Annotated in this window: 18 protein-coding genes; 12 read left to right on the top strand and 6 right to left on the bottom strand. The window is 65.4% G+C overall.

The window, feature by feature from the left end:
• Positions 1-8 precede the first annotated feature (8 nt).
• From FG91_RS12055 to FG91_RS12020, 8 genes are all read left to right on the top strand, one after another.
• The gene (locus FG91_RS12055; protein ID WP_037515195.1) at positions 9-350 is read left to right on the top strand and encodes a lipopolysaccharide assembly protein LapA domain-containing protein; all 342 of its coding nucleotides are present in this window, start codon (positions 9-11) and stop codon (positions 348-350) included.
• On the top strand, positions 347-1,021 hold the full coding sequence (gene pyrF, locus FG91_RS12050) for an orotidine-5'-phosphate decarboxylase (RefSeq protein ID WP_037515194.1): 675 nt from the start codon (positions 347-349) through the stop codon (positions 1,019-1,021). The genes FG91_RS12055 and pyrF overlap by 4 nt, the downstream gene beginning before the upstream one ends.
• Positions 1,022-1,136: 115 nt before the next feature.
• The gene (locus tag FG91_RS12045; protein WP_037515193.1) at positions 1,137-1,769 is read left to right on the top strand and encodes a phosphoribosylanthranilate isomerase; all 633 of its coding nucleotides are present in this window, start codon (positions 1,137-1,139) and stop codon (positions 1,767-1,769) included.
• A complete protein-coding gene (gene trpB / locus FG91_RS12040; protein ID WP_037515191.1) occupies positions 1,766-2,977 on the top strand; it encodes a tryptophan synthase subunit beta in 1,212 nt (403 codons plus the stop codon). Before FG91_RS12045 ends, trpB begins: the two co-directional genes overlap by 4 nt.
• On the top strand, positions 2,974-3,153 hold the full coding sequence (locus tag FG91_RS12035) for a hypothetical protein (protein ID WP_037515190.1): 180 nt from the start codon (positions 2,974-2,976) through the stop codon (positions 3,151-3,153). Before trpB ends, FG91_RS12035 begins: the two co-directional genes overlap by 4 nt.
• On the top strand, positions 3,146-3,940 hold the full coding sequence (gene trpA / locus FG91_RS12030) for a tryptophan synthase subunit alpha (RefSeq protein WP_037515188.1): 795 nt from the start codon (positions 3,146-3,148) through the stop codon (positions 3,938-3,940). The genes FG91_RS12035 and trpA overlap by 8 nt, the downstream gene beginning before the upstream one ends.
• Complete coding sequence (accD, locus tag FG91_RS12025; RefSeq protein ID WP_037515187.1) at positions 3,937-4,788, top strand: acetyl-CoA carboxylase, carboxyltransferase subunit beta; 852 nt, start codon at positions 3,937-3,939, stop codon at positions 4,786-4,788. The genes trpA and accD overlap by 4 nt, the downstream gene beginning before the upstream one ends.
• 143 nt (positions 4,789-4,931) lie before the next feature.
• On the top strand, positions 4,932-6,248 hold the full coding sequence (locus FG91_RS12020) for a bifunctional folylpolyglutamate synthase/dihydrofolate synthase (protein ID WP_037515486.1): 1,317 nt from the start codon (positions 4,932-4,934) through the stop codon (positions 6,246-6,248).
• On the opposite strand, the gene FG91_RS12015 is transcribed toward FG91_RS12020, so the two are convergent.
• Both FG91_RS12015 and FG91_RS12010 read right to left on the bottom strand, forming a co-directional pair.
• Positions 6,220-7,932, bottom strand: coding sequence for an AmpG family muropeptide MFS transporter (locus FG91_RS12015; protein WP_235212021.1), 1,713 nt, complete (start codon positions 7,930-7,932; stop codon positions 6,220-6,222). The two genes, FG91_RS12020 and FG91_RS12015, sit on opposite strands and share 29 nt — an antisense overlap.
• A 121-nt stretch (positions 7,933-8,053) precedes the next feature.
• Positions 8,054-8,491 (bottom strand): response regulator transcription factor, encoded by a 438-nt coding sequence (locus FG91_RS12010; RefSeq protein WP_037515482.1) that lies wholly within the window; start codon positions 8,489-8,491, stop codon positions 8,054-8,056.
• A gap of 155 nt (positions 8,492-8,646) precedes the next feature.
• Here FG91_RS12010 and FG91_RS12005 point away from each other — a divergent pair, with 155 nt between their 5' ends.
• Together FG91_RS12005 and rsmD are read left to right on the top strand one after the other, a co-directional pair.
• Positions 8,647-9,507, top strand: coding sequence for a pseudouridine synthase (locus FG91_RS12005; protein ID WP_052187534.1), 861 nt, complete (start codon positions 8,647-8,649; stop codon positions 9,505-9,507).
• A complete protein-coding gene (gene rsmD / locus FG91_RS12000) occupies positions 9,507-10,049 on the top strand; it encodes a 16S rRNA (guanine(966)-N(2))-methyltransferase RsmD (protein ID WP_037515186.1) in 543 nt (180 codons plus the stop codon). Before FG91_RS12005 ends, rsmD begins: the two co-directional genes overlap by 1 nt.
• On the opposite strand, the gene FG91_RS11995 is transcribed toward rsmD, so the two are convergent.
• The 4 genes from FG91_RS11995 to FG91_RS11980 all read right to left on the bottom strand — a co-directional run bounded on the left by FG91_RS11995 (position 10,036) and on the right by FG91_RS11980 (position 13,009).
• Positions 10,036-11,304, bottom strand: coding sequence for an MFS transporter (locus FG91_RS11995; protein ID WP_037515478.1), 1,269 nt, complete (start codon positions 11,302-11,304; stop codon positions 10,036-10,038). The genes rsmD and FG91_RS11995 overlap by 14 nt on opposite strands.
• Positions 11,305-11,383: 79 nt before the next feature.
• Complete coding sequence (locus tag FG91_RS11990) at positions 11,384-11,950, bottom strand: septal ring lytic transglycosylase RlpA family protein (RefSeq protein ID WP_037515184.1); 567 nt, start codon at positions 11,948-11,950, stop codon at positions 11,384-11,386.
• A 71-nt stretch (positions 11,951-12,021) separates the two neighbouring features.
• Positions 12,022-12,801: a type I methionyl aminopeptidase gene (map, locus tag FG91_RS11985; protein ID WP_037515182.1), complete on the bottom strand. Its 780-nt coding sequence runs from the start codon at positions 12,799-12,801 to the stop codon at positions 12,022-12,024.
• Between the two features lies 1 nt (position 12,802).
• A complete protein-coding gene (locus tag FG91_RS11980) occupies positions 12,803-13,009 on the bottom strand; it encodes a ParD-like family protein (protein WP_037515180.1) in 207 nt (68 codons plus the stop codon).
• A 132-nt stretch (positions 13,010-13,141) separates the two neighbouring features.
• On the opposite strand from FG91_RS11980, the gene FG91_RS11975 reads away from it, so the two are divergent.
• Both FG91_RS11975 and FG91_RS11970 read left to right on the top strand, forming a co-directional pair.
• Positions 13,142-14,026 carry a Rossmann-like and DUF2520 domain-containing protein gene (locus FG91_RS11975; protein ID WP_037515179.1) on the top strand — a complete coding sequence of 295 codons (885 nt, stop codon included), beginning with the start codon at positions 13,142-13,144 and terminating at the stop codon, positions 14,024-14,026.
• A gap of 10 nt (positions 14,027-14,036) precedes the next feature.
• A complete protein-coding gene (locus FG91_RS11970; protein ID WP_235212020.1) occupies positions 14,037-16,349 on the top strand; it encodes an ATP-dependent helicase in 2,313 nt (770 codons plus the stop codon).
• The last annotated feature ends 48 nt before the right edge of the window (positions 16,350-16,397 follow it).

Here is a 16,397-nt window from a genome sequence, read left to right as displayed (position 1 = left end):
AAGACGAAGTGGGCATCCTGCGAACGATCATCTGGGTCTTGCTGACCGCCGTTCTCGTCATTTTCGCGATGGCAAACTGGATTCCGGTCACCGTCACGATCTGGCCGGGACAGGTGCTCGACACCAAATTGCCCGTCCTGATCCTCACCGCATTCCTGATCGGCAGCGTGCCGATGTGGATCGCGCTGCGCACGTCGCGCTGGTCGATGAAGCGCCGCCTCGACGCAAGCGAGCGGCAGGCGGCCGATTTGCGCGCGCTCGCCAACCGCCCTGTCGAAGTCACGCCCACTCCCCCGGTCAACGACATCCCGCCCGCCCCATCCGACCTTTTCTCCACGGACAAGCCATGACTTCACCGCTTTATCTCGCCATCGACACCACGCACCTCGATGCCGCGCTGACGCTGGCGCAAAAGGTGCGGCGCCATGTCGGCGGGTTGAAGCTCGGCCTCGAATTCTTCTGCGCTAACGGGCACCATGGCGTGCATGAAATGGCGAAGCTCGGCCTGCCGATTTTTCTCGACCTCAAGCTCCACGACATTCCCAACACCGTCGCCAAGGCGATCCAGGCGCTGCGCTCGCTCGAACCGGCAATCATCACCGTCCACGCCGCGGGCGGCCGCGCGATGCTCGAAGAGGCGAAGGCATCCGCGGGCACGAACACCAAGGTCGTTGCGGTCACCGTGCTCACCAGCCTCGACGCGCCCGATCTGGAAGACATCGGCGTCGGGGGCAGTCCGCACGATCAGGTCGTGCGCCTGGCGGCGCTCGCCCGCGAAGCCGGTCTCGACGGCATCGTCTGTTCGGGACAGGAAGTGAAAGCGGCGCGCAAGGCGTGGCCGGGCGGCTATTTCGTCGTACCCGGCGTCCGCCCCGCGGACGGCAAGATCGGTGACCAGAAACGCGTCGTCACGCCGGCGCAGGCGATGGCCGACGGCGCCTCGATCCTCGTCGTCGGCCGCCCGATCAGCCAGTCGGCGGACCCCGATCTCGCCGCGCGCGAAATCGAAGCGACACTTTAAGCCCAATTCCCATTCCCGTTCGTGTCGAGCGAAGTCGAGACACCCATCGGAGCAGCGGAAGATCGAGAAACATCTCGACTTCGCTCGATGCGAACGGACAATTTAGAGACTGACCATGCCCCCACTCGTCAAAATCTGCGGCCTCAAGACGATCGAAGAGGTCGATGCCGCCATCCGTCACGGCGCGACGCATATCGGCCTCAATCACTATGAGCCGAGCCCGCGCTATGTCGACCTCAAGACCGCGGCCGAGCTGCGCAAGCGCGCAGGCGCGGCCAACGTCAAGGTCGCGTTGCTGTTGGTCAACGCGCCGCAGCAGCTCACCGGGGACGCGCTCGGCATGGTGCGCCCCGACATCATCCAGTTCCATGGCACCGAAACACCCGAATGGCTGGGTGCCGTGAAGCGGCTGACGCCGGCGGAAGTCTGGAAGGCCGTCGGTCTGAAGGACGCCGACACACTCGTGCGGATGCAGAAATATCACGGCGTCGCCGACCGCATCCTGTTCGACGCCCCCGCCGCCGCGATGCCCGGCGGCACCGGCACGCGTTTCGACTGGTCGCTGCTCAAAAACCATCGCCACAGCATCGACTGGGGCATCGCGGGCGGCCTCACCCCCGAAAATGTCGCCGAAGCGATCGCCGCGACCGGGGCGCCGCTGGTCGATGTTTCGTCGGGCGTCGAAAGCGCGCCGGGCGTCAAGGATGTGGACAAGATCGCGGCTTTCCTTAAAGCGGCGGGTCGATGACCGACTTACCCAACAGCCTCCGCACCGGACCCGACGCGCGCGGCCATTTCGGCCAGTTCGGCGGCCGCTATGTCGCCGAAACGCTGATGCCGTTGATCCTCGATCTTGAGCGTCACTATCGCGCCGCGCAGGCCGACCCGGCGTTCAAGGCCGAGTTCGACTATCTGCTCGAACATTATGTCGGTCGTCCGAGCCCGCTGTGGTTCGCCGAGCGGCTGACCGAACATCTCAGCGGCGCGAAAATTTACCTGAAGCGCGAGGATCTGAACCACACCGGCGCGCACAAGATCAACAATTGCATCGGCCAGATCCTGCTCGCCAAGCGGATGGGCAAGACCAAGATCATCGCCGAAACCGGCGCCGGCCAGCACGGCGTCGCAACCGCAACTGTCGCGGCGCTGTTCGGCCTGCCCTGCACCATCTTCATGGGCGCGGTCGACGTCGCGCGGCAACAGCCGAACGTCTTCCGCATGAAGCTGCTCGGCGCCGAAGTCGTCGCGGTCGAGAGCGGGGCCAAGACGCTCAAGGACGCGATGAACGAGGCACTGCGCCACTGGGTCGCGAACGTCCACGACACCTTCTACATCATCGGCACCGTCGCGGGGCCGCACCCCTATCCCGAGCTCGTCCGCGATTTCCAGTCGGTGATCGGCGACGAAGCGCGCGAACAGATACTCGAAGCCGAAGGCCGGCTCCCGGATATGCTGATCGCGCCCGTCGGCGGCGGATCGAATGCGATCGGCCTGTTCCATCCGTTCCTCGACGACGCCGATGTCGAGATCGTCGGCGTCGAAGCCGCGGGCGAAGGGCTCGACAAGAAGCACGCCGCCAGCCTCGCGGGCGGCCGCCCCGGCATCCTCCACGGCAACAAGACCTATCTGCTGCAGGACGAGGATGGCCAGATCACCGAGGCGCACAGCATTTCGGCAGGGCTCGACTATCCGGGCATCGGCCCAGAACATAGCTGGCTCCACGAAATCGGCCGCGTCCGCTACGAGCCCGTCACCGACGCCGAGGCGCTCGCGAGCTTCCAGAAGCTCACCAGGCTCGAGGGCATCATCCCGGCGCTCGAAAGCGCGCACGCGATCGCCGCCGCCGAACGCATCGCGCCCACGCTGGGCAAGGACAAGATCATCATCGTCAACTGCTCGGGCCGCGGCGATAAGGACATCTTCACCGTGGCCGATGCGTTGGGGGTGGAACTATGAACAGTCGCCAGAAATTCGGACTGGCACTGCTGCCCATCGCCGTTGCGATCTACATGGTAGGCTGGATGGGCTGGGCAGCCAATGACGTAGTCTTCTACGGCGTGATCGGCCTTTTGCTGGCCGTCAAGATTGCCATGATCGTGTTCAAACTACGTCACGAGTCGAGTCATGACTGATCGCTTCGCCGCAACCTTCGCCAAACCGCGCCCCGCGCTCGTCGCCTTCATTACCGGTGGGGACGGCAACACCGCCGCGAACCTCGACGCGCTCGTCGCAGGTGGGGCGGACGTGATCGAACTCGGCATGCCCTTCACCGACCCGATGGCCGACGGCCCCGCGATCCAGGCCGCGAACCTGCGCAGCCTCGCCAAGGGCACAACGACCGCCGACCTGTTCGCTATCGCGGCCGCCTTTCGTCGGCGCCATCCGGACACCCCCCTCGTTCTGATGGGCTATGCCAATCCGATGACGATCCGCGGACCCGAATGGTTCGCCGCCGAGTGCGCGAAGGCGGGAGTCGACGGCGTGATCTGCGTTGACATTCCGTCGGAAGAGGACGCCGAACTCGGCCCCGCGCTCCGCGCCGCCGGTGTCGACCTCATCCGTCTCGCCACACCGACGACCGACGCCGCGCGCCTGCCCGATGTGCTGAACGGCGCGGGCGGTTTCCTCTATTATGTCTCGGTCGCCGGGATCACCGGCCAGCAACAAGCGGCGCAGGCGAGCATCGATGAAGCTGTCGCACGCCTCAAAGCCGCCACCGACCTTCCCGTCGCCGTCGGGTTTGGCGTCCGCACCCCCGAACAGGCGTCCCCGATCGCCAAGGTCGCCGACGGCGTCGTCGTCGGATCGGCCTTCATCGACATCATCGCGCAGCATGGCGACGCCGCCGCGCCTTATGTCGAGACCTTCACCCGTTCGCTCGCCGATGCTATTCACGGCGCAAAGGAGATCGCCGCATGAGCTGGCTCGACCGCGTTCGCAACGCGCTGCCCTTCGGGGCGAAACGCGATACCGCCGACAATCTCTGGCACAAATGCCGCCAGTGCCAGCAGATGGTGTTCGTCAAGGAATGGGAAGACAATCTGAACGTCTGCCCGCGCTGCGACCATCACGACCGCATCGGTGCGACCGAGCGGTTCGCGCAGCTGTTCGATGGCGGCCTCCACGAACTGATCAGCGCACCAGCTGCGCCCGAGGATCCGCTGAAGTTCCGCGATACCAAGAAATATGTCGACCGCATCAAGGCGGCGCGCGCGCAGACCGGCGACCGCGACGCGTATCAGAATGCGTTTGGCCGCATCTCGGGTCAGGGTGTGGTGATCGGCGTGCAGGACTTCGCCTTCATGGGCGGCTCGATGGGCGTCGCCGTGGGCGAGGCGTTCGTCGCCGGAGTCGAGGATGCGATCCGGCGCGGGGTTCCCTATATCGCGATCACCGCCGCGGGCGGCGCGCGCATGCAGGAAGGCACGCTGTCGCTGATGCAGATGCCCCGGGCCACCGTCGCGCTCGCGCGCCTGCGCCGCGCCGGCTTGCCCTATATCGTGCTGCTCACCGACCCGACGACCGGCGGCGTCACCGCCAGCTATGCGATGCTCGGCGATATCCAGATCAGCGAGCCCAAGGCATTGATCGGCTTCGCGGGTCAGCGCGTGATCGAGAATACGATCCGCGAGAAACTGCCCGAAGGCTTCCAGCGCGCCGAATATCTGCTCGATCACGGGATGATCGACATGGTGGTCCACCGTAAGGAGCTGCCCGAGACGCTGGGCCGCCTGATCGGTTATCTGGCGCCAGAGAAGGCGGCCTAGATAGCTCTAGGCCAAACGTCTCTAACTTCGTCTCCCCGGACTTGATTCGGGGTCCATCGGGCGGTGCGGCGGATGGATGCCGGATCAAGTCCGGCATGACGAAGACGAGAGAGGTCTGACAACTTCACGATCAAGGCTCGATGATGCCCGACCACGCCCATAGCTCGGACCCCGCGGTCCAAACCCAGCTCGATCGCCTCGCCGCCCTGTCGCCGGGCCGCGACATCCTCGGGTTGGAGCGGATCGCCGAGCTATGCGCGCGTCTCGGCAACCCGCAGCTCCAGCTTCCGCGCACTTTCCATGTCGCGGGCACCAACGGCAAGGGATCGACCTGCGCCTACCTCCGCGCGATCCTCGAGGCGAGCGGACGGCACGTCCACGCCTACACCAGTCCCCACCTCGTGCGCTTCAACGAACGCATCCGCCTCGCCGGAACGCTGATCGACGACGCGCTGCTCGCCGCATTGCTCGAAGAAGTGCTCGACGAGGCGGCCGACCTGCAAGCCAGCTTCTTCGAGGTCACCACCGCGGCCGCTTTCCTCGCCTTCGCGCGCATTCCCGCCGATGATTGTATCATCGAGGTGGGCCTCGGCGGACGCCTCGACGCGACCAACATCATTCCGCCGCCCGCGGTTTGCGGCATCGCCTCGCTCGGCATCGACCATGAAGCTTTCCTGCTGGCGCCGGAAACCGGAACGCCCGACGATCCGGCTATGCGCATCGCATGGGAAAAGGCTGGGATCATCAAAGCCGACACACCCGTTGCAACGTTCGACTATCCGCCGGGCGTGCGCGACATAATCGCCGCCAAGGTCGCTTCCGTGGGCGCGACGCTATTTCCCGAAGGAAATGGCTGGGCGATAGAGATCGAGGACGACAGCTTTCGCTGGACCTCGAAACTGGGTTCGGTCGCAGGGCCGATGCGTCCGCGCATGGCCGGGCCGCACCAGATGCGCAACGCCGGGCTCGCCATCGCAATGTTGCGCCTTGCCCCCGGCGCACAGCTGACCGACGAAGCGATCGCCCGCGGCGTCGCGGGCGCCTTTTGGCCTGCCCGCATGCAGCGCCTCGGCGCCGGCCCCCTCGCCGCGCTGTTGCCCGGCGGCACCGAAATCTGGCTCGACGGCGCGCACAATGTCGACGCCGGGCTCGCGCTCGCCTGCCAGTTCTCGGACGAGCCGCGGCGCGTCCATCTGATCACCGGCATGCTCGCGAACAAGGATCCGGCAGCGATCGTCGCGCCGCTGGCCGACCGCCTCGCCAGCCTGACCGTCGTCCCCGTCCCGGGACACGAGCATCATGGCGCCGCCGCGTTTGGCGCCGATGCAAAGTCGGCCGCATCGGTTGCCGATGCGCTGGGCGGTCTCAACGTCGATCCGGCGCGCGAAATCGTCCTGCTCGCCGGCTCGCTCTACCTCGCGGGCGAAGTGCTCAGCGCGAACCTGCAGTTTCCGGACTAACGGCCTGCGGCGACGCTTCGGGTATCTCGACCTCGCCCGCCGTACCGATCGAGCGATCGACCAGACCCGACCGCATCATCCACCAGAAGATCAGGATGCCGGGAACCGCCAATGCGGTGGTCAGCAGATAGAAATCGACATAGCCGAACTGTTCGATCAGCTGGCCCGCGCTGGTCCCCGTGAGGAACCTTCCGAGAATACTCGCGGCGGCCGAGAAAAGCGCGAAATGGGTCGCGGTAAAGCGCAGATCGGCCAGCGCCGACAGATAGGCGACAACGCAGACGCCGCCAATTCCGCTGGCAAAATTCTCGAACCCGATCGCGCCGGCCATGCCCCAATTGCTGTGCCCGACGGCGGCAAGGCCCGCAAAGCTGAAATTGGAAATCGCCATCAGGACAAGGCTGAGCAACACCGACTTTTTCATACCGAGCCGCGCGTAGATGATCCCGCCGACGAACACCCCGGCGAGCAGCGCCCAGAATCCCAGGCCGACATCGTAAAAGGCGATTTCATCGTTGGTGTAGCCGAGATCCTCGAACAAGAGCCGGAAGGTCAGGTTGGCGAGCGTGTCGCCGATCTTGTGCAACAGCAGAAAGAAGAGGATCAGGATCGCCCCCTCGCGCGAGAAAAACTCCGCCAGCGGTCCGACGGCGCCCTTGTCGGCTGCCTGACCCGCACGCGACTTGGTCGGCAAGGCGACCAGCGCCCCGATGACGAGCGCGCCCACGGCAAGCACCACCCAAAGCAGCGTCGACCCGACATAGGCCGCGATCGTCCCCCAATCCGCGGCCAGCACGGCGACCAGCGCCAGCGCCGGCAGCGCGATGATCCAGTTGATGTGCCCGCTCCACCCGATGTCGCGGGCGCGCCGGGCACTCAGGTCGAACAGCGGGAACAAATATCCGACAAGCACCATCAGCGTCAGGATATCGACGCCAAGCCACTGGTCGATCTGCCGCGCGATCAGGAAGGCGACCGGGAAGCTGCCGATGAAGAGCGCATAATGCGCACGCGACAGGAACGCGGGCCAATGGCGCTCGATCTTGCGTTCGGGCTCGCCCATCACCAACCCGGTGATGATTGCCGGGAGGACCAGCGCAGCGCAGACCATATAGGCAACGCCCCAACCGGCGCGTTCGGCGACAACCAGCGCCAAGGCGCCCGCTAATGCCGCACCGATACGCCAGCCATATTGCGACATGCCCGACCCCGTGCCCAATTGTTCGGGCGCCAGCAGCTCGATTCGATAGGCGTCGATCACGATGTCATAGGTCGCGCCGGCGAGCCCGACCGCGATCGCCGCGAGCGCGACGACCGCAAGCGAAGCCTTTGGATCGAGATTGCCCAGCACCGACACAGCGACGAAAACAAGCGCGCCGACAAGGATCAGCCACGATCGCCGCTGGCCGATCCGCCCGAGGACAGGGATGCGGAATCGGTCGATCGCGGGGGCCCACGCCCATTTCAGATTATAGGCGAGAAAGGTGAGTGCAAAGGCGGTGACCGAGGACTTCTCGATCCCGTCCTGCGCGAGGCGCGTCGTCAGCGTCGCGCCGATCATCGCGAACGGGAAACCCGACGATATGCCAAGGAACAGCGCAGCCAGTGGCGCAGGCTCCAGATAGGGTCGCAGACTGTCGCGCCACCCCTTCGGTGCCGGCATCGCCGCATCTGTTGACATCATATTCCCCCTTTTGGACCTGTGACGAGCCGCGGCCGGTCATATCTTGGCCTAAAGCGTTGGGGGCAAATTGGAAGCGGCTAATTGGCTGCCGATCCGCCGGGCGCGGTCGGTCCGTCGCATCTCACGCCGCTTCGGGACGCCAGAAGGTCGTGAGGCCGCTGACCTTGCGCGGCGCCTGGTTTTTGCACGTCATCGTTTCGACCGCGCGCAGCGCCGCGACGAGCGCCGAGGCGCTGTGCGGCTTGCCAAGGCAGGCGACGGCGATATCGGCGCCGTCCTCGGGGCATTGCCCCGTTACCAACAGCACGGCGATGCCGCGATCGCGCGCCAGCCGGGCGACTTCGCGCCCCGTCATATGGCCCGCCAACCCCAGGTCCAGAACGATCGCATCGATCGGCTCGGCGGCCATGATCGCAACCGCGGCCTCGCCCGAATCGACCGTCGCGACAATGTCATACCCACCGAGTTTCAGCGTGTGCTCATTGTCGAACGCGGTCAGCGGATCATCCTCGATGATGAGCAGCCGCTTGATGCAGGACGGGCGGTGGGCGAAGAGCATGATGACTCCCTTTAACATCGCCATGACTCGCTCCGCGCCGTCCTGCAAGATTGCTTCTGCTTGCCATCGACGAAGCGGGTCTTTTCCGGCTATGAGCGTGATCACAACGCAACACTATTTTCCCGAATAACGACAAGAAAGTCGCATCTGTTCCCATGAGCACACGTCGCCCACCCCGCCCCGCGCCCCGCTCGGCGTCGAAAGCCCCTGGCGATCGCGACGCACCCAAAGGCCGCCGCGCCGCACGCGGCGCCGCAACTGCGCTCAAAACCAAACCCGCCGAGGCCGAGCGCGAGGACGGGCCGCAGCGCATCTCCAAGCTGCTCGCGCGCGCCGGCGTTGGCTCGCGCCGCGACGTCGAACGTATGGTCGAGGAAGGACGCATCGCGCTGAATGGCCAGGTGATCGTCCACCCCGCGCCGCTGCTGACTTCGCTAGAGGGACTGACCGTCGACGGCAATCCGGTCGCCAAGCCTGTCTCGACGCGCCTGTATCGCTTCCACAAGCCCGCGGGCTGCATCACCGCGGCACGCGACCCCAAGGGGCGCAAGACGATCTATGACCTGCTGCCCAAGGACCTTCCGCGCCTGATGCCCGTTGGCCGCCTCGACTATAATACCGAGGGGCTTTTGCTCCTCACCAACGATGGCGAATTCAAGCGCCAGCTCGAACTGCCCGCGAGCGGGGTCGAGCGCACCTATCGCGCGCGCGCCTTTGGCGACATCAGCCAGGCGCAGCTTGAGGAGCTGGCGATGGGGATCGAGATCGATGGCGTCCGCTACGGCAAGATCGACGCCAACCTCGAACGCCGCACCGGCCGCAACCAGTGGGTCGAAATGACGCTGACCGAAGGCAAGAACCGTGAAGTCCGCAAGGTGCTCGAACATTTCGGGCTGCAGGTCAGCCGCCTGATCCGCACCCGTTACGGCGCGTTCGAACTCGGCGGCATGCCGCTCGGCGCGGTCGATGTTGTGCCACGCGACGAATTGTTCAAATTCCGGCGGCACCTCGGCTGATGCGCGTCATCGCTGGCGAATGGCGTGGCCGCAAGCTGCTCGCGCCCAAGAATGACGCGACGCGCCCGACCGCGGACCGCACGCGCGAGACACTCTTCTCGATGCTGACGAGCCGTGTGGGCAGCTTTGAGGGGCTCGTGGTCGCCGACCTCTTCGCGGGGTCGGGGGCGCTCGGGATCGAGGCGCTGTCGCGCGGCGCCGAACAATGCCTGTTCGCCGAGCAGGATCGCGAGGCGCTCGATGTGCTGCGCAAGAATCTCGGCACCCTGGAAGCCATCCCGCGCGCCGATATCCGCACCGGCTCGGTGATGAGCCTCGGCCCCGCCAAGCGCACCTACGATCTGCTGTTGCTCGACGCGCCTTACGACACCGGTGCGGGCAGCGTAGCGCTCGACAAACTCAACCGCCTCGGCTGGATCGGCCCCGACAGCTGGGTGTCGATCGAGACCGCGCACAATGAAACGGTCGACGTCGCGGGCTTCGAAATCGATGCGACACGCAAGGTCGGCAAGGCGAAGCTGACGCTGCTCAGGCTCGCGTAGCCGCGTCCTTCCGCACCATCAGCAGCCCCAGCCAGCTGACGATCCCGGCGAGCGCGAGGTAGAGGCCGACGACCGCCGTGCCGCCCCACTCGGCGAGTGCCTGTGCGATAATCGGCGCCATCGCGCCGCCGATGATTCCGCCGGCGTTGAACGCGATCGAGGCGCCCGTATAGCGCACGCGGACGGGGAACAGCTCGGTGAGCCAGCTACCGAGCGGGCCATAGACCAGCCCCATCACGAACAGCGCGGTCGCGAGTCCGAGGAAGATCATCAGCCAGCTTCCCGACGCCAGCGACGGGCCGAACAGGAAGCCGACCAGCACCGTAGCGCCGCATCCCCAGGTCAGCACGCGCTGCGCGCTCGACGCGTCGCTCCAATAACCCGCAAAGACGATCCCGACCGCCATGAACAGGATGGCGCCGAGCTGGATCAGCAGAAATTGTTCCTTCGGATAACCGAGCGTGGTCGTCCCGTGCGCCAGCGCGAAGCTGGTCGCGAGGTAGAATATCGCAAAGCAAGCGACGACAGCGAAGGTGCCGGCAAGCGTCGCCACCAGATGGTACCGGAACAATTCGCCCAGCGGCACCGCGACGGGCGCCTCCTTCTCCAGCGCCTCGGCAAAATCCGGCGTCTCACCGATCTTCAGCCGCACCCACAGCCCCAGCCCGACGAGCACCGCCGACAGGAGGAACGGAATACGCCAGCCCCATGCCGCAAAATCGGCATCGCTGAGCCCGAGCCCCAGCAACAGGAATAGCCCGTTGGCGGCGATAAAACCCACCGGCGCGCCCAATTGCGGGAACATGCCAAAGCGCGATTTCCATCCCGGCGGCGCATTCTCGACCGCGAGCAACGCAGCCCCGCCCCACTCGCCGCCGAGCCCGAACCCCTGCCCAAAGCGCAGGATGCAGAGCAAGAGCGGCGCGACCCACCCGACCATCGCATAGGTCGGCAGGAAGGCGATCAGCAAAGTCGAGGCGCCCATCAGCATCAGCGAAGCGACAAGCGTCGACTTGCGCCCGATCCGATCACCATAATGACCGAACACAATCGCCCCCACGGGCCGCGCGAAGAAAGCGAGGCCAAAGGTCATGAAGCTGTACATCAGCTGCGCCGATGCGGACTCGGCCGGAAAGAAGAGCGGCCCGAACACGAGCGCGGCCGCGGTGCCGTAGATATAGAAATCATAAAATTCGACCGCGGTGCCGACGAGGCTTGCGGTCAAGATGCGGCGATGCGCGCGATAGGGTGCCAGATCCAAGGTGAACGCCTTTCGATATCGGCGCCGCTTTGAACGCGTTCCCCGGTCCGGCGCAAGCCGGAATGCGCCTTGGTCAGCGCCCCTTCACCGGAAGCTGTACCCGAAGCCGTTGCAGTTCCTGCCCCGACAGAGGCTGGAGCCCCGCGGCGGGCTTGCCCTCGCGAAGCCGTTTGCGGTCCTTTTCCGACGGTTCGACCCGGCGCACGCGCACGGGGGCGTGGCCCTGTGCCTTGATACCAAGCTCTTCGGCCGCGCCACGCGACAGGTCGATGATCCGGCCCAGCGCAAAGGGACCGCGATCGTTGACGCGCACGATGACGCGGCGCCCGGTGTCGAGCGCGGTCACCTCGACATAAGTCGGCAAGGGTAGCGTCGTGTGCGCCGCGGTGATCCAGCCCGGACGGAATTGTTCGCCATTGGCGGTGCGGTTGCCGGACTCGCTCCCGTACCAGCTGGCATAGCCGACCGCGTCATAGGCCGGAGCGGCGGCGGGCACATAGGTCGTGCCACGGATCGAATAGGCTGGCCCGATCCGGACCGGCGCGTCGGCCACGGGCCGGAAATTGCCGCCAGCGCAGGCGGAGAGAACCAGGATCGCCGCGGCGGCGCTCGCCAGCCGGATTGTGGGATATGCCTGCATCGCTCGACCGTAGATGCAGAGAATGTCGAGATAAAGTCCCGTCCGTCGCTAAAGGACGACCGCCGGGGATATTACCCCCATCGTTCCAGCATCGGCGTCTCGTCGCGGCGTAGCGTCAGGACCTCGACGCCGCTGCCCGTCACCGCGACCGTATGTTCGAATTGGGCGGAGAGTTTCCGGTCGTTGGTCATGACGGTCCATCCGTCGCGTGCCGTCGTGACCTTGCGGGTGCCCTGGTTCACCATCGGCTCGATGGTAAAGACCATGCCCTCGCGCAGCTTCAGGCCCGTTCCCGGCCGTCCGTAATTCAGTACCTGCGGTTCCTCGTGCATCTCGCGGCCGATGCCGTGCCCGCAATATTCGCGCACAACCGAATAGCCGTTTTTTTTGGCATGCCGCTCGATCGCGAAGCCGATGTCCCCCAGATACGCCCCGGGCCGCACCTGACCGATGCCCTTCCACATGGCCTCCTGCGCGACGCGCGCCAGCCGTCTTGCCGCCGGCGGAACATCGCCCACCAGATAGGTCTTGCTCGAATCGGCGATGAAGCCGTTCTTTTCGAGCGTGATGTCGAGGTTGATGATGTCGCCGTCGCGGATGACCTCGTCCGGATCGGGCACGCCGTGACAGACGACATGATTGATCGAGCAGTTCAGGACATATTTAAAGCCATATTGCCCCTTGCTTGCCGGACGCGCGGCGAGGTCCACGCTGATGAAGCGATCGACGAGGTCGTTGACCTGCATCGTCGACATGCCGGTCAAGTCCAGTCCGTCCAGCATCTCGAAAACCGACGCCAGCAGCTTGCCCGATACGCGCATCAGCGCCAGTTCGTCCGAGGTCTTGACCATGTCAGGCGGCGGCCACGTCCACGAGGCGTACCTGCGCCGCAACGAGCTGCGACTGCACGATATCGTTGAAGGACAGGGTCGGATTGGCTTCGGCCAGCATACCGATCTTCATCCAGAACTCGGCCTGCGCATTGATCGACCGGCACATCACCGTGCTGGCGCGCCGCGCTTCCTCATGCAGGTCGTCGTCGATTTTCACAATGCCCATGGGCTTCTTTTCCAGTTGATGGCTATACGAATCATATATGGTTCGTATAGCTATTGGTCAATCGAAAGCCGTGACGAAAGCTGCCCGTTCGCCGCATTGGCGAAACCGCCGCCGACACGTTACAGCGCTGGCATGGACAATCCCCCATCCCGCCAGTTCGGTATCATCGGCGCGGGCCGCGTCGCGCAGGCGCTCGCCATCGCGTTCGCAGCACATTCGGCCGCCCCGCCGCTGCTCTGGAGCCGCTCCCCCGAACATACACGCGCTGCCGCGGCGCGGGTCGGCTGTGCCGACGTCGCCGCGGGCGCTGATCGCGTGATGGCCGCGTGCGACTTCATCGCTATCGCGGTGTCGGACGACGCCTTGGCAGAGGTTGCCTCTGGCATGAGAAAGATGCTGCCGACGGACCGCACACCCTTCGTCTTCCACGTCAGCGGGCGCAGCGGCGCGGCGATTCTCGAACCGGTCCGCGCGGCGGGCGGGCTGACGGCTGCGGTGCATCCCGCGATGACCTTCACCGGACACCCCGAAAGTGAGGCGCGGCGCATGGCCGGGGCGCGGTTCGCGATCACCGGCTCGACACCCGAAGCCACCGGTCAGGCCAAACATATTGTCGGTCTGTTGAACGGCGTCGCCGTCGAAATCGCCGAGGAACGGCGCGCGCTCTATCACGCCGCATTGTGCCATGCGTCCAACCATCTGGTGACGCTGATCACCGGTGCATCGGACGCGCTGGCCGATGCCGGGGTTGATGATCCGGCGGCGCTGCTCGCTCCGCTTGTCCGGGCAGCGCTGGAAAACTGTCTCGATCAGGGTTTTGCGGGTTTATCGGGGCCGTTGCTGCGCGGCGATGACCGGACGATAAGCGACCATATCGACGCCCTCGCTGCATATTCGCCGAAGCTTCTGCCCGCCTATCGCGCAATGGCGCTCGCGACGATCGACGAGTTGAGGCGCACTGGAACGGGCGCTTCCTCTCGCCTCACCGCACTGGACAGCCTGCTCGCTGTTCCCTAATCGTTCGCGCGTGAACGATACCCCTGCCTCCCTGCCCGATCTGCCCACGCCCGCCCCGTCGGACCCGCCCTATCTGCAGGGCCTCAACGGCCCGCAGCGCCAAGCGGTGTTGACCACGGAAGGCCCGGTGCTGATGCTCGCGGGTGCGGGAACCGGCAAGACCGCGGCGCTGACCGCGCGCCTCGCGCACATCATGGCGACGCGCCGCGCCTGGCCGTCCGAAATCCTCGCGGTGACCTTCACCAACAAGGCGGCGCGCGAGATGCGCGAGCGCATCGGGCGGATGGTCGGCGACGTCGTCGAAGGCATGCCATGGCTCGGCACCTTCCACAGCATCGCGGCGAAGATGCTACGCCGCCACGCCGAACTGGTCGGGCTGCAGAGCAATTTCACCATCCTCGACACCGACGACCAGCTCCGCGTCCTCAAACAGCTGATCCAGGCCGAGGGGCTCGACGAGAAGCGCTGGCCCGCGCGCCAGCTCGCCGGCCTCATCGATAAATGGAAGAATCGCGGCCTCGTTCCCGCCGATCTCGACGCCGCCGACAAGGAATCCTACGCCGAGGGCAAGGGCCAGCATTTCTATGCGCTGTATCAGGCGCGGCTGAAGACACTCAACGCCTGCGATTTCGGCGACCTGCTGCTCCACATGCTGGTGATCCTCAAGACCCACCGCGACGTGCTCGCGCAATATCAGGATCGCTTCAAATATATCCTCGTCGACGAATATCAGGACACCAACGCCAGCCAGTATCTCTGGCTCCGCCTGCTCGCGCAGCAACGGAAGAATATCTGCTGCGTGGGCGACGATGACCAGTCGATCTATTCGTGGCGCGGCGCCGAGGTCGCGAACATCCTGCGTTTCGAAAAGGATTTCCCCGGCGCGACGGTGATCCGCCTCGAGCAGAATTATCGCTCGACGCCGCAGATTCTTGCCGCCGCGTCGGCGCTGATCGCGCAGAATTCCGGCCGCCTCGGCAAGACGCTGTGGACCGACCTCGAACCCGGCGACAAACTCCGCGTCGTCGGGGTGTGGGATGGCCCCGAGGAGGCCCGACGGATTGGCGAGGAGTTGGAGACGCTCCAGCGCCGACGCGTCTCGCTCGACCGCGCCGCGATCCTCGTGCGCGCGCAGTTCCAGACGCGCGAGTTCGAGGACCGCTTTATCGCGATAGGCATGCCGTACCGGATCGTCGGCGGGTTCCGCTTCTATGAGCGCGCTGAAATCCGCGACGCCCTCGCCTATCTTCGCCTCGTCCAGTCGAGCGCCGACGATCTCGCGTTCGAGCGGATCATCAACACGCCGAAGCGCGGGCTCGGCGACAAGGCGCTCGCGCGCATCCACCAGTTTGCGCGTATCGAGGGCACGCCGCTCCTTCATGCCGCTTCGCGCATCACCGAAACCGACGAGCTGACGCCGCAGGCACGCCGCCAGCTCGTGAGTTTCGTCGCGCAGATGCGGGGTTGGCAGGCAAAGGCAAACGAGCTGTCGCATCCCGAGCTCGCCCAGCTGATCCTCGACGAATCGGGTTACACCGCGATGCTTCAGGCCGACCGCAGCGTCGAGGCCGCAGGCCGGCTTGAGAACCTCTCCGAACTGGTCCGCGCGATGGAGGAATATGAATCGCTCGAGGCGTTCCTCGAACATGTCAGCCTCGTCATGGACCGCGACAACAACGACACCACCGAAACCGTGACGATCATGACGATACACGCCGCCAAGGGGCTTGAGTTCGACCATGTCTTCCTTGCCGGATGGGAGGATGGCGTCTTCCCGTCGCAACGCTCGATGGACGAAGGTGGCACGCAAAGCCTCGAAGAGGAGCGCCGCCTCGCCTATGTCGCGATCACGCGGGCGCGCGAGCGCGCGAGCATTTATCACGCCGCCAACCGGCGCATCTATGGCCAGTGGGTGAGCAGCATCCCCAGCCGCTTCATCGCCGAAATCCCGCCCGAGCATGTCGATAGCGAGAACAGCTTCGGCGGCGGGCAAAGCCTGTGGCGTGCCAACTGGTCGGCGCAGGGCGATCCCTTCGCGCATGTCGCAGAACGACAGACGGCGCGGACGATGACACGCGGCCCGGCGTGGCAGCGCGCGGTCGCCTCATCATCGACCGTCACGCGCGCGCCTGCGCCCAGTGAAAAGGGGCCCGCCGCTTCGGTAGGCGCCAAGGCTCGCGCCGACCTCGCGATCGGGATGCGCGTGTTTCACGAGAAATTCGGCTATGGCGGCATCACCGACATCGACGGCAACAAGCTGGAAGTCGAGTTCGAACAAGCGGGCACCAAGAGGGTATTGGACAGCTTCGTCAAGCTCGCTTGAAATCGATTGTCTACTCTTTCAATTATGATATGTCATATCATGCGGCCA

The sequence above is a fragment of the Sphingopyxis sp. LC81 genome (assembly GCF_000756375.1).
In the GTDB taxonomy this organism is placed as follows: domain Bacteria; phylum Pseudomonadota; class Alphaproteobacteria; order Sphingomonadales; family Sphingomonadaceae; genus Sphingopyxis.
The sequence above is the reverse complement of the archived record's forward strand: the minus strand, read 5'-3'. Positions and strand labels throughout refer to the sequence as shown.